The organism is Pedobacter sp. ok626 (assembly GCF_900100435.1).
Taxonomy (GTDB): Bacteria; Bacteroidota; Bacteroidia; order Sphingobacteriales; family Sphingobacteriaceae; genus Pedobacter.
On sequence record NZ_FNEX01000006.1, the window covers coordinates 19,343 to 32,302 of the forward strand.

The window sequence follows — 12,960 nt, forward strand, 5'->3', positions numbered from 1 at the left end:
CGGAATCTTATTTTATTGTTGAATTAATGAGAAATCTATCTGACGTTTAGATAAGTCTACTTTTTTTACTTTTACCATCACCTCATCGCCCAACTGATATTTTTTATGTTTACGTTGACCAACGATGCAATAGTTTTTTTCGTCGAGTACATAAAAATCGTCGGTAATGTCACGCAGACGAATCATGCCTTCACATTTGTTGGCGGTAAGCTCTACATACATTCCCCATTCTGTAACACCCGATATGATGCCGGCAAAGATATTGCCCACATTTTCTTCCAGATATTCAGCTTGTTTGTACTTGATAGATGCACGTTCCGCATCAGCAGCACGTTTTTCCATGGCTGATGAATGCGATGCAGCAACTTCATATTCTTCCTCATTAGCCGATTTCTCATTGTTTAAATAAGCAGCGAGCAGTCGGTGTACCATCACATCCGGGTAACGGCGGATAGGAGAGGTGAAGTGGGTATAATGGTCAAAAGCCAACCCATAGTGACTGGTTTTCTTAGTCGTATATATCGCTTTTGCCATAGATCGGATGGCCAGTTGTGTCAATACGTTTTGTTCTTTTTTGCCTTCCACATCTTCCATCAGGTAATTTAAAGATTTCGCAATCTCTTTATCTGATTTTGTATTGATCTTATAACCAAAGCGGGCGGCAAATAAAGCAAAGGTGTTTAGGTTTTCGAGGTTTGGCGAATCGTGGGAACGGTATACAAAAGTATATTTCTCTTTCCCTTTACCTTTTTTAGCGATAAACTCAGCAACCTTCTTATTGGCCAATAGCATAAAGTCTTCTATTAACTTATGGGCATCTTTACGCTCTTTTACGTAAACGCCAATGGGTTTACCATTCTCATCCAGATGAAACTTCACTTCAGTACTTTCAAAGCTGATGGCACCGTTTTTAAACTTTTTATCACGTAAGATATAGGCTATTTCATTCAGTTTGAGGATTTCAGCGGCATAATCACCAGCCTTGTTCTCAATTACTTCCTGAGCTTCCTCATAGCTAAAACGTCTGTCCGAATGGATTACTGTACGTCCAAACCATTCTGTGATGATATTGGCTTTATCGTCCAATTCAAATACAGCGGCAAAACAAAGTTTATCTTCATTTGGACGAAGCGAACAAACACCATTACTCAAACGCTCTGGCAACATCGGGATCACACGATCTACCAGGTATACAGAGGTCGCTCTCGAATAGGCCTCTTTGTCCAGATAGCTGTTGGGTTGTACATAATGTGAAACATCAGCAATGTGTACCCCAATTTCATAATTGCCGTTCTCTAACGTTTTAAAAGAGATGGCATCATCGAAATCTTTTGCATCAGCCGGATCTATGGTAAAAGTAACCGTATCTCTAAAGTCCCTGCGACCTTTTATTTCGGCCTCAGTTACCTGTTCAGGAATCTGATTTGCTTCGTTTTCTACTTCAGCAGGGAAACTTAGCGGGAAGCCATACTGAGCCAGAATGGCGTTCATTTCCGTATTGTTCTCGCCCTGTGTACCTAGTATGTTGATGATGCGGCCAATTGGGTTTTTAGCCCCTTCAGGCCATTCTGTAATGCTTACCTGTACCTTCTGACCATTTTTAGCTCCATTGATATCACTCAAAGGAACAAAAATATCATGCAGCATTTTACGGTCGTCGATATTTACAAAAGCGTAGCGGTCAGAAATTCTGATCACACCGATAAAGTCGGTCTTCGCACGTGTAATGATTTCTACAACCTCACCCTCGTTCTTGCGACCACTCTTTTTGGCATATATATACACTTTTACCTTATCACCATGCAGTGCATTGTGCAGCTTTCTGGCAGATACAAAAATGTCTTTTTCAAACTCATCATCAGGAACCACAAAAGCAGATCCATCTGCAGTCATATCCACTTTTCCGATCAAGAAAGTTTTCAGGTCTTTTAACTTGAATTTTCCTTTCTCAGGTTCTAAAAACACACCTTTTTTTGCTTGTTCTTTTAGTACCTCCAGTATAGTGTCTCGGGATGCGGTATCTGTAATATTTAATTTAGCCGATATCTGCTTATAATTCAGCGCTTCGTTGTTGCTCTTTTCCAGTACATCGCTAATCAATTGGATTAAAACGAGTTCCAGATGAGACGATTTCTTTTTTGCCATAGTCTATGTATGAATCACCCGAAGGTAACAATTTGAACCGAGTATTGTTGGATTTTGTATCTTTGATTACATCGCTGATTGTTGAACTTAACTACTATTTAAAATGATTGAAGACAGAGAAAGAAAGACCGGTAAGGAGATCGTAATGATTTTGATTAAAGCTATTGTCTACCTTTTTCTGGTGTATCTGTATATCAATAAACCAATTGTTTATAGCGAGTATCCGGTGATAGGGAAGTTAGCAGGAGCGTTGATGATTTTTCTAGGTCCCAGTTTATTGGTGTCCATTATTAGGTTAATCATTATTTACTGGTACATCCGTAAGCATAAGTTTAAAAGTAACATTAAAGATAACTTTATTCTGGGGATCAACCGGATCGTTTCTCTACTTGATGTCATCTTTTTAGGATTGGCGGTTTTATCACTGTCAGAGGTAACGCTCAAAGATATTGTGTTTAGCGTATCCATCGTTGCGGCGGCTTTAGCTTTAATTTTTAAAGACTATGTGACTAATATGATCAACGGGCTAATTATTATGTTCTCCGATCGCTTATCGCTAGGAGATCACATCAAAATGGGGGAGCACGAAGGGAAGATTTTAGACATTACCCTGATCAATATGATCCTGCAAAATGAGGATAGTGATATGGTGATTATTCCCAATTCTGTAGTGTTCAGCTCTGTCATTATTAACCAGTCTAAGCAGAACATAAAAAAGCTAAGTATTGAGTTTGATATGTCGATTGCCAATGGTTATACACCAGAGTATATAGAGAACCATCTGAACAAAATTATAGCACCATATTCAGAGAATGTGGTGGAAGGCGGGTTGACCGTTAAAACGATCTCTATCAATAAGGATGTCGTGATATTTAAAGCGATGATTTTATTGAAAAGATACGATAAAGTCAAAGAAAGAGAAATCAGAAGGGCCGTTAATACGGGTTTAATCCGACTGTCAGCTACGCTCAAAACAGACTAACCAGGTATTGCAGCAATCAGCTTTTTGGTATACTCCGCTTGCGGGTTGTTGTAAATATCTTCCGGAAAACCCTGCTCTTCAATTTTACCTTTATTCATCACAATCATGCGGTCCGACAAGTGTTTTACTACAGCCAGATCGTGAGAAATAAATATGTAGGTTAGTCCAAATTCCAGTTGCAATTCCCGCAGTAAATTCAGCACCTGAGCCTGGACAGACACGTCCAAGGCGGATACAGATTCATCACAAATGATAAAGCGTGGCTGCAAAGCTAAAGCTCTGGCAATCACAATACGTTGTCGTTGACCACCAGAAAACTCATGTGGATAACGGTTAAAGTGCTCGGGCTTTAAGTCTACCCGGTTTAATAAATTCATCACATGGGCCTTACGTTGTTCATCATTATCAAACATTTGATGTACTTGTAAGGGCTCCATCAATGCATTCCCCACCGTTAAACGAGGGTTTAGCGAAGAGTAGGGATCCTGAAAGATAATCTGTACATCCCGTCTCATTTTTCTCAGCTCTGCTGTTTTTAAAGAGGTCATATCGGTACCATCAAACAGGATGCTGCCGGATGTTGGTTCTACTAAACGAATGATGCTTCGTCCCAAGGTTGTTTTTCCGCATCCCGATTCACCTACCAAGCCCAATGTTTCACCTGGGAACACATCAAAAGTAATGTCATCTACGGCTTTAACATAGTCATTTACTTTGCCAAATAAGCCCTTACTGATGGGATACCAGGTACAAAGCTGCTTTACCTGCAATAAAGGTGCTGTACTATAAAGCTTTTGCCTGCGCGTGGCAATTTCTTCTGGAGTATAACTGTTTACTTCCAGTAAGTGGGCGACAGCCATATCCTTGTTCTCATTTAAGAAATCAGCCACTACAGGCAGTTTTTTCAATAAGCGCTGTGGACTAGGTCTGCAAGCCAATAAGCCTTTGGTATAGGGGTGCTGCGGCGTTTCAAATAAGACTTTGGCCGGGCCTTGTTCTACAATTTCTCCTTTGTACATCACGGCTACTTCGTCGGCAATCTCCCGCACTACCGCTAAGTCGTGTGATATAAAGATCATGGCCATGCCACGTTCGGTTTTTAGCTTCAGCAGAAGCTCCAAAATTGTTTTTTGTACAGTTACGTCCAAAGCGGTTGTAGGCTCGTCAGCAATCAGTAACTCCGGGTTGCAGCTCAAAGCCATCGCGATCATTACCCGCTGCTTCTGTCCGCCCGACAATTGGTGTGGATAGCTGTCGAAAATATTCTCGGGACGAGGGAGTTGCACTTCTTTAAATAAAGCGATTGTTTGTGCCTTTGCTGCATGTTTATCTACTTTCTGGTGCAGCATAATGGCCTCTTTGACCTGGTAACCGCAAGTGAAAACTGGGTTAAGTGAGGTCATAGGTTCCTGAAATATCATGGCGATTTTGTGCCCGCGATACTTCCTGATGGCCTCGGCAGATAAGTCGAGAAGGTTGATTTGTTGGAAGTCTATTTCACCACCAATTTTGGTGCTTTGCGGGTCGTGCAAACGCATAATAGAAAAGGAGGTTACAGATTTTCCGGAGCCTGACTCGCCAACAATGCCCAATACTTTTCCCTTTTCAATACTGAAACTGACATTGTTAACTGCTTTAAGCCAGGTGTTGTCTTCCTTATTGAGGAATTGTATGTCGAGATTTTTGACGTTTAGCATCTGTGTGGTTTTAGCTCCTCTGTCCATTGTTGATATCCAATATACGAATGTAGTGATAATCTTTCTCTTGGACTATTTCATATTAAACCTGCTTTTTTGCCATATATTCGGCTTGTTTGCTTAATTTTGCGGCATGGAAAGAGAAATTCTTGATACCAAGCGTAAAGCTTTAAAGATTAACTTAAACCCTAAAATTTACGGGACTTTTGCCGAAATAGGTGCAGGACAAGAAGTTGCCCGTAACTTTTTTACAGCCGGAGCTGCATCTGGTACTGTAGCAAAAACTATGTCGGCTTACGACATGACTTTTAGTGATGTGATTTATGGTGCCGAAGCTTCGGGTAGGTATGTGAGTGAGTCCCGATTGTTAAAAATGCTGGGAGTTGAGTTCAGTTTGTTAACTGAACGTTTAAATGGAGAGAAATACGAAGACCGCACTTTTTTCGCCTTTGCAGATACGGTTACCACCTTAAACTATAACAAATCCAACGATCCACATGGCTGGATCGGTATCCGTTTCCAGGCTGAGCCGGGAGGGGAGCCTAACGAAATATTTTTCCATGTACGCCTACTGGATACTGATGCTGCATTGCAACAAAATGTCTTGGGAATCATAGGTGTGAACCTGGTTTATGCTGCATTTTACTTTAATCAGGATCCAAGGACAATGATCGAGTCATTGGCGGATAACCTGACTATCGGTTCTGTGGAGATTGACCTGATCTCGGTAAATGGGCCGGTATTTAAAGATGTAAACAACATCCTGCTAAACCTGTACCTGATTGTTAAAGATTTCTCTGATGCGGCTATATTTGATGCTAAGGGTAAGCCATGTTTACCAAAAGATCTGCTGTACAAGAAAGACATTATGATTTTGCGGACCAAGTACGAGCAGAAATCAAATCCCAACTTTAGCATGTTAAATAAAGCGGTAGAACAGTTCGTGATTACCGAAAATGTGAAGGAAGATAATCTTAGTGTATTGATTGAGGTATTGATGTCAAATGTACTGAGTTCTAGTCATGAAAATCCAGATAGTATCGATTTAAGAGCAGTGGCTAAGCGGGCGGAGGAAATGTGTAATACAGACAATCTGGTTATTGTTTCCAATTTCTCCAGACACAATAAACTGGCTAAATACCTGGATCGTTGTCGCCCAAAAAGTGTAGGCATATCCACCAACATCAACAACTTAAAATTTGTATTCAACTCCACTAATTTCGGCGAAAATTACACCAGTCAGCTGCTGAGCTATGTGAGTGATATGTTTAGTAAAAACGTAAAGCTTTTTGCTTATCCGTACCTCGATAAAAAGACCAATCAAGTCATCACGAGTACCAATATGCCGGTAACGCCTGATGCGAAGCCATTGTTTGATTTCTTAAAAATCAACGGTTACATTACGGATATTAATGATTACAGTGAGAGCGATGTAAAAACCGTTTAATCCGGTTTTTGATAGATATCTGGGATAACCACAGCCATTAGTCTTTCAGGATGTTCAATGGCTTTAAAACCAAATTGAGCATATAGGCCATGTGCGTCCTGAGTAGCCAACATGTACCTTCTTAGTCCCTGTAAGTCTTTGTGAAATAACATTATGGACATCAGTTTTTTAGATAGGCCCTGGCCACGGTATTCCTCTTTTACATATACATCGGCCAGATACGCAAAGGTAGCCTTGTCTGTTATCCAGCGGGCAAAACCTATTTGTTTGGATTCCTTATAGATGCCAAAGCAAAGGGAGTTCTCAATAGAAGTCTTAACGACTTCCATTGGAATGTCCTTTGCCCAGTACGATTGTGTACTTAAATAGTGATGAATGGCTATTGGATCAAGTTTCAGTTTATCATCAGAAAAGATAAATCCCTGTTCTTGAATTTCCATTAGTTTCGCATGTTGATGAACTGTAATGGTTGTCCAAAATCTTCGCCTCTGCAAAGTGAAATTACGGCCTGTAGGTCGTCAATACTTTTGCTTTGAACTCTAACCTGATCGTCCATCATCGAAGGCTGTACTTTTAAGCCGCTCGCTTTAATTTTAGCAACGATTTTTTTAGCTGTTTCCTTGTCAATACCCTCTTTAATGGATATTTCTTTCCTGATCATGTTGCCAGAAGCATATACTTCCTTACCGAAATCAAGGCATTTAGAATCCAGATTTTGCTTCACCATACGTGAAATGATGGCATCCTGGATGGCTTTTAAACGCATATCATCCTCTGTAACAATAGTAATTACGTTGGTTTTTTTATCGTGATCAATTGTGCTTTTAGAAGTACTGAAATCATAACGGTTCAGGATTTCTTTTTTAGCATTGTTCATCGCGTTATCTAGTGTTTGCGCGTCTACTTTGCTTACTATATCGAAAGTGGGCATGATTATTATGGCTTTAGTATAAAAAATAGATTAGATTTAATTAATTATTTGGTCGGAAATCCAACTCAACAAATATAAAACAATTAAAGTAAATGCATATGAAAACCAGTAAGTCAAAAGTGCAAAAAAAAGTGGCAAAAAAGGATGTTAAAAAACAATTCGAAAAAAGCCTGGCAGAGAAAATTCTTGAATCTGTTAAGCAGCTAGGGCAAGATGCAGAGAAGATTGGGGATGATATAGCTTTGGTGAGTAAGTTTGTGGCCAAAAAATTATCGAAAAGATTTCAACATGTTAAATTAGCCGTAGAGCGTAACATTGATGAGGCGAGAAAGGCGAACAAAAAAACGATTAAAAAAGCGAAAAAGAAAGCCGAAGCCATTCAGAAGGAAGTGAAGAAAGAAGTTTCTAAAGACGTTAAAAAAGCCAAAAAGGTAGTTAAGGGTGCTACAGCAGCAGTTAAACCAGTGGTACAAAGTGTTAAAGTTGCGGCCATTGCTACTGAAGAAAAAGCAGCGAATGCCATTAAACCTGTAGCAAAAGCGGTTGCCTCAGCAGTTAAGACTGCCACAAAACCAGCACCAGCAAAAGCTCCGGTAAAAAAAGCAAGTCCAGCAGCGGCAAAACCAGCAGCTAAGGCAGCTCCGAAACCTGCAGCAAGTAAAGCTCCTGTAGCTAAAGCAGCAGCGAAACCAGCAGCAGCAACTCCAGAGGTAAAAAAAGCAGCTGAGCCAGTAGCAACGACTGCGCCTAATGGTACTGCAGTAACGCCTGTAAAGACTGATTCGGAAAGCAAATAAGGATGTGTTAGGAGAAAATTGGATAATTGCTTGATAATTAACAATTCCTTAACAATAGAATTCGCAGTTTTGAGCATCCCTGTTTTGAACAGGGATTTTTTTGATTTAATACATGACGAAGAAAAAGGCTCCATTTCTAAACAGAGAGATCAGTTGGTTGTACTTTAATGAACGGGTTTTGCAGGAAGCCGCCGATGATACTGTTCCTTTAATAGAACGGATAAAGTTCCTATCCATTTTCTCCTCTAACCTGGAGGAGTTTTATAGGGTTAGGGTAGCCACTTTAAGTCGACTGACCAATCTAAATGATAAAGCCAAGGCCTTACTAGGTTTTAACCCTAAAAAGATCTTAAACGAAATCAAAAACATCGTTGTAAAGCAGGAACGTAAGTTCGAGCAGTTATTTAGAGCTACGCTGATCAATGAACTGGCTCAAAACCGGATTTTTATATTAAATGATACCCAGCTAAATGTTGCCAGGGGCGAGTTTGTAAGGAACCATTTCAGAGACAAAATTCTGTCTAACCTGGTGCCCATCATGATCGATCTGGACAAGCCTTTTCCGGAATTAAAAAACCGGTACTTGTACTTTTTTGTCCGCCTCTCTAAAAACACAGCAGGTAAGAATGAAAAATATGCGCTGATCGAGCTACCTCCCGATCTGCCAAGGTTCCTGGTGCTGCCCGAAACCAATGGCTTAAAATTCATTATCCTTGCCGAAGACATCATTAAGTATTGCATGGATGATATCTTTTATGTTTTCAATTATGATAACATGGAAGCCTATTCTATCCAGCTTACCCGTGATGCAGAATTGGATATTGATAAAAATGTAAGTGATAAATTTATTGAAGAATTAAAAGCCAGCCTCGATAAGCGTAAAAAGGGCAAGCCTATGCGTTTATTGTACGATACGGAAATGCCTTTCGAAATGCTGACGGTACTGATCAATAAATTGAAAATTGAGGCCGAAGGGCTTATTCCTGGCAACCAATACCATCGATTTGGCGATTTTATCGCCTTCCCAAATGTGGGTAGTCCTGATTTGGAGTACAAACCAAATGTGCCCTTAAAGGTTCATGGCTTACACCGCACCGAAAGTATTTTCAATAAACTTCAGGAGAAGGATTACTTAATTAACCTGCCTTATCAATCCTACGATTATATCATTCTTTTCCTTCGCGAAGCGGCTATTGACCCAAAGGTGACTGAAATCAACATCACTTTGTACCGATTGGCAGAGAACTCGAGGGTTATCAATGCCTTGATCAATGCGGCTAAAAACGGAAAAAAGGTGAATTGTCTGGTTGAGTTAAAGGCCAGGTTTGATGAAAGGGCCAATATTGCCTGGACCAGCCGGTTAGAAGAAGAAGGGGTAAACGTAAATTATGGCTTAACCGATTATAAAGTGCATTCTAAGATCTGTCTGGTCAAAAGAATGGAAAAGGGCAGAGCAGTTTACTATGCTAACCTGGCAACGGGTAATTTCAACGAGAAAACCGCCAGGATTTATTGTGATCATAGTATTTTTACGGCTAAAAAGGAAATTACGACGGACCTTATTAAGCTCTTTAAAGCCTTAAACAACAAGACGGTGATGAGAGGATTTAAACACCTGATTGTGTCGCCACTCGAGTCCAGAGAGAAGTTTTATCAACTGATAGATCGCGAAATTAAGTTTGCCAGTTCGGGTAAGCCCGCCTACCTGATCTTAAAAGTGAATAGTCTGGCAGATGAAGGCATCGTAGAAAAGCTATACGAGGCCAGCAACGCCGGTGTACTGATTAAACTCATAGTCCGTGGGATTTGCACCCTGGTTCCCGGTATTAAAGGCTATAGTGAAAACATTACAGTCATCAGTATTATAGATAAATTTCTGGAGCATGCCCGGGTATTTATTTATGGTAACAATGGCAAGGAAGAAATGTATCTTTCTTCGGCTGATTTAATGAGCCGCAACTTTGAACATCGGGTAGAAGTAGGCTTTCCAGTACTGGATAAAGATGCCAAACAGGAGATCAGAGACATCATCGAGTTTCAATTGCAAGACAATGTTAAGGCCAGGGACATTACCCGCTTAAACAATAATAAGTACCACAAAAACAACCTGAAAACAAAAATCAGGGCGCAGGTACAAACCTATAATTACTTAAAAAATAAACACCAGTAAATACATGTTAAGATACGCTGCCATAGATATCGGTTCAAATGCGGTTAGATTATTAATTGCTGACATCTCTAAGAGTGATAACGGTTTTAGTTTTAAAAAAAATACCCTTGTTCGGGTTCCGTTACGTTTAGGAGATGATGCTTTTTTAGATCGTCGCATTTCCGATCGTAAAGTAGAAGAGCTGTTGAAGACTATGTCGGCATTTAAAAACCTGATGGACGTATACCATGTGTCTGCTTATTTAGCTTGCGCCACTTCGGCCATGCGTGAAGCAGAGAATGGCGCAGCCATCATCAAAAAGGTAAAGCAAATCACTGATGTGGATCTCGAGATTATCGAGGGGCAAAGAGAAGCCAATATCATTTATGCCAATCATATCGAAGAAAATCTGGATATCAAAAAGAGTTATTTGTACATTGATGTGGGCGGTGGTAGTACCGAACTTTCTGTATTTGTAAATAGGGTGCCCATAGCTTCCAAATCTTTTGATATTGGAACGATTCGTATCCTGGATAACCAGGATAAAGATGAAACCTGGGACGAAATGAGGGATTGGGTAAAGGAAAACACTAAATCTTTAAAAAACCTTGCTGGTATTGGTACTGGTGGGAATATCAATAAGCTTTTCCGCATGTCGGACGAGAAAGATGGGAATCCTTTAACCTTCTTAAAGCTGAAATCGCTTTATAACCAGCTCAATTCACATTCTCTGAAAGAGCGGATCAATGTTTTTGGCTTAAATCCAGATCGGGCGGATGTAATTATACCGGCTTGCGAAATTTACATTACACTATTAAAGTGGACAGGTATCAAGCAGATCTATGTGCCTAAAGTTGGTCTTGTTGATGGAATCATCAGCTTGTTGATTGAAGAAAATCTAAGGTAAGGGCATAGATAGTGCGGATTTTGTGAGCTGTAAGTTTCGTACTTACGGAATTTATCAATATTTTAGGCCATGGAACGGCATCAGAAGAAGGTAGAAGAGCTCAACTTCGAAACACTAGAAGTGCTTTTCCGCAAGAACCACAAATTTCTTTGCATGATTGCAGTCAACCATGTAAAAGATCCTTTTATAGCTGAAGATATTGTACAGGAGTTTTTTATCAATTTCTGGGAGCGGCAGGATAAAATAAAACTTCATACCAGTTTTGAAGCCTATGCCTGCAGATCAATTAAGTATAAAAGTATTTCCTGGCTTCGCAGTCAGGAAACGGTTATTAAACGAATCAGCGAGTACGATTATCCAAGTTACGAAGATCCTATGGAAGCCGCATTTAAGGCTGCTGATGAGGAGGGACTAGAACTTAAAATACTGAAGTTGATTGATGAATTGCCGACCGAGCGTAAGCGAATATTATTGCTCAGCACCACAGGTAATTATACTTACGCCCAAATTGCAGAGATGCTTGGCATTTCTATCAACACCGTAAAAAGCCAAATGGTAAAAGCCTATGCTTCACTTCGCTTAAAAGCTGGGCCAATACTCTTTTCGATGATTTTAAACTACTTACTGTTAGGTGTTTAGTTGATTATTTTGTTTTTTTTGATTTTCCAGTAACCCTATAAGTCATTCCTTGCGACTTATAGTTGAACATGGATAAAAACTATTTTGAAAACCAATCCCAATGGGAAAAGGTTTTGGCTATACTTCATCAGGAACAGAACCAACAGGTCGATCATACCGACCTCAGTCCAGAGGAGCGTGAGTTGCTTACAGAGCTTCGCCATATTAAGGCCTTAAGCGAAAGCTATACAGAAATCCATGATTTCAATACCGATGCCAAATGGCATGAACTCCGGCTACAGCTCCAACCTTCCAAAACCATTAAAAAACTATGGGATGTTAAATGGATTAAATATGCTGCCGCTATTTTAATCTTGCTTAGCTCGTTGATCTATTTAAAAGTACATAGGGACAAGACCGGGTTCAATACCTCAACGGCTCAGAAGGACTTTCGGCCTGGCGGAAATAAGGCTATTCTTACACTTGCCAATGGAAGGAGAATCAGTCTCACAGACGCTCAAAATGGTCAGCTAAGTAAAGAATCGGATATCATCATCACCAAATCAAAAGACGGACAATTGGTTTATACCATGGTCCCTTCTGTCATTCCTAATAAAACAGCTCAAATCAATTTCAACACTATTGAAACTCCCAAAGGTGGACAATATCAAGTCAACCTGCCCGACGGCACAAAAGTCTGGCTAAATGCATCTTCTTCCTTAAAATTCCCGTCCAGCTTTGCTTCGGCTCAGGAGCGGACAGTAACCCTCGATGGGGAAGCCTATTTTGAAGTCGTACACCTCAATAACAAACCTTTCAAAGTAAAAATGAAAGGTTACGATGTCAAAGTTCTGGGCACTTCATTTAACATCTCCAATTATGAGGACGATGGCTTTATTGCAACCAGCCTCTTAACCGGAAGCGTGATGGTGGATGCTAAAAAGAACGGAGATGTTGTTCTGGTGCCCGGGCAGCAGGCTTATCTGGATACTAAAGGCGGAGGCATACAAGTCAATACCATTGATGTAAATAATGCAGTCGCCTGGAAAAACGGTGATTTTGTGTTCGAAAAAGCACATCTCTTTTCCATTATGAAAAAGATAGAAAGATGGTATAATATCCACGTCGTTTATGAAGGGAGCTTTAAAGGCTTCAATTATTCCGGACAGGTATCCAGACAGCAAAGTTTAATTACTGTATTAGACATGTTGGCCGCTACCGGTAGGATGAAGTATAAGATCAACGTAGAAAGAAAGGAGGTGATCTTGATGGAGAACTAATACAAAA

Annotated in this window: 11 protein-coding genes; 7 read left to right on the plus strand and 4 right to left on the minus strand. The window is 40.2% G+C overall.

The features are described 5' to 3' along the window. Positions 1-12: 12 nt before the first annotated feature. Entirely contained in the window at positions 13-2,145 is a 2,133-nt protein-coding gene (gene rnr, locus BLS35_RS10020) for a ribonuclease R (protein WP_090780471.1), read from the minus strand. Between the two features lie 103 nt (positions 2,146-2,248). Here rnr and BLS35_RS10025 point away from each other — a divergent pair, with 103 nt between their 5' ends. Further along, entirely contained in the window at positions 2,249-3,127 is an 879-nt protein-coding gene (locus BLS35_RS10025) for a mechanosensitive ion channel family protein (RefSeq protein ID WP_090780473.1), read from the plus strand. Here the strand turns inward: BLS35_RS10025 and BLS35_RS10030 are convergent. Further along, positions 3,124-4,824, minus strand: coding sequence for an ABC transporter ATP-binding protein (locus BLS35_RS10030; protein WP_090780976.1), 1,701 nt, complete (start codon positions 4,822-4,824; stop codon positions 3,124-3,126). The two genes, BLS35_RS10025 and BLS35_RS10030, sit on opposite strands and share 4 nt — an antisense overlap. Before the next feature lie 133 nt (positions 4,825-4,957). On the opposite strand from BLS35_RS10030, the gene BLS35_RS10035 reads away from it, so the two are divergent. Next, on the plus strand, positions 4,958-6,271 hold the full coding sequence (locus BLS35_RS10035) for a nicotinamide mononucleotide adenylyltransferase (RefSeq protein ID WP_090780475.1): 1,314 nt from the start codon (positions 4,958-4,960) through the stop codon (positions 6,269-6,271). On the opposite strand, the gene BLS35_RS10040 is transcribed toward BLS35_RS10035, so the two are convergent. Further along, positions 6,268-6,711: a GNAT family N-acetyltransferase gene (locus BLS35_RS10040; RefSeq protein ID WP_090780477.1), complete on the minus strand. Its 444-nt coding sequence runs from the start codon at positions 6,709-6,711 to the stop codon at positions 6,268-6,270. The genes BLS35_RS10035 and BLS35_RS10040 overlap by 4 nt on opposite strands. Next, the gene (locus BLS35_RS10045; RefSeq protein ID WP_090780478.1) at positions 6,711-7,202 is read right to left on the minus strand and encodes a YajQ family cyclic di-GMP-binding protein; all 492 of its coding nucleotides are present in this window, start codon (positions 7,200-7,202) and stop codon (positions 6,711-6,713) included. Before BLS35_RS10045 ends, BLS35_RS10040 begins: the two co-directional genes overlap by 1 nt. 98 nt (positions 7,203-7,300) lie before the next feature. Here BLS35_RS10045 and BLS35_RS27735 point away from each other — a divergent pair, with 98 nt between their 5' ends. From BLS35_RS27735 to BLS35_RS10070, 5 genes are all read left to right on the plus strand, one after another. Next, positions 7,301-7,999, plus strand: a complete 699-nt coding sequence (locus tag BLS35_RS27735; protein WP_165973260.1) for a histone — start codon at positions 7,301-7,303, stop codon at positions 7,997-7,999. Between the two features lie 112 nt (positions 8,000-8,111). Continuing rightward, positions 8,112-10,169 carry a polyphosphate kinase 1 gene (gene ppk1, locus BLS35_RS10055; protein WP_090780482.1) on the plus strand — a complete coding sequence of 686 codons (2,058 nt, stop codon included), beginning with the start codon at positions 8,112-8,114 and terminating at the stop codon, positions 10,167-10,169. 4 nt (positions 10,170-10,173) lie between these two features. Then, positions 10,174-11,055 (plus strand): Ppx/GppA phosphatase family protein, encoded by an 882-nt coding sequence (locus BLS35_RS10060; RefSeq protein ID WP_090780484.1) that lies wholly within the window; start codon positions 10,174-10,176, stop codon positions 11,053-11,055. 69 nt (positions 11,056-11,124) lie between these two features. Then, entirely contained in the window at positions 11,125-11,694 is a 570-nt protein-coding gene (locus tag BLS35_RS10065) for an RNA polymerase sigma factor (RefSeq protein WP_090780486.1), read from the plus strand. Between the two features lie 68 nt (positions 11,695-11,762). Then, positions 11,763-12,953: a FecR family protein gene (locus BLS35_RS10070; protein ID WP_090780488.1), complete on the plus strand. Its 1,191-nt coding sequence runs from the start codon at positions 11,763-11,765 to the stop codon at positions 12,951-12,953. Positions 12,954-12,960 lie beyond the last annotated feature (7 nt).

Bases quoted from the DNA above. Each gene is read 5' to 3' on its own strand.
- rnr (WP_090780471.1), bottom strand. From the start codon at position 2,145: ATGGCAAAAAAGAAATCGTCTCATCTGGAACTCGTTTTAATCCAATTG.
- BLS35_RS10025 (WP_090780473.1), top strand. From the start codon at position 2,249: ATGATTGAAGACAGAGAAAGAAAGACCGGTAAGGAGATCGTAATGATT.
- BLS35_RS10030 (WP_090780976.1), bottom strand. From the start codon at position 4,824: ATGCTAAACGTCAAAAATCTCGACATACAATTCCTCAATAAGGAAGAC.
- BLS35_RS10035 (WP_090780475.1), top strand. From the start codon at position 4,958: ATGGAAAGAGAAATTCTTGATACCAAGCGTAAAGCTTTAAAGATTAAC.
- BLS35_RS10040 (WP_090780477.1), bottom strand. From the start codon at position 6,711: ATGGAAATTCAAGAACAGGGATTTATCTTTTCTGATGATAAACTGAAA.
- BLS35_RS10045 (WP_090780478.1), bottom strand. From the start codon at position 7,202: ATGCCCACTTTCGATATAGTAAGCAAAGTAGACGCGCAAACACTAGAT.
- BLS35_RS27735 (WP_165973260.1), top strand. From the start codon at position 7,301: ATGAAAACCAGTAAGTCAAAAGTGCAAAAAAAAGTGGCAAAAAAGGAT.
- ppk1 (WP_090780482.1), top strand. From the start codon at position 8,112: ATGACGAAGAAAAAGGCTCCATTTCTAAACAGAGAGATCAGTTGGTTG.
- BLS35_RS10060 (WP_090780484.1), top strand. From the start codon at position 10,174: ATGTTAAGATACGCTGCCATAGATATCGGTTCAAATGCGGTTAGATTA.
- BLS35_RS10065 (WP_090780486.1), top strand. From the start codon at position 11,125: ATGGAACGGCATCAGAAGAAGGTAGAAGAGCTCAACTTCGAAACACTA.
- BLS35_RS10070 (WP_090780488.1), top strand. From the start codon at position 11,763: ATGGATAAAAACTATTTTGAAAACCAATCCCAATGGGAAAAGGTTTTG.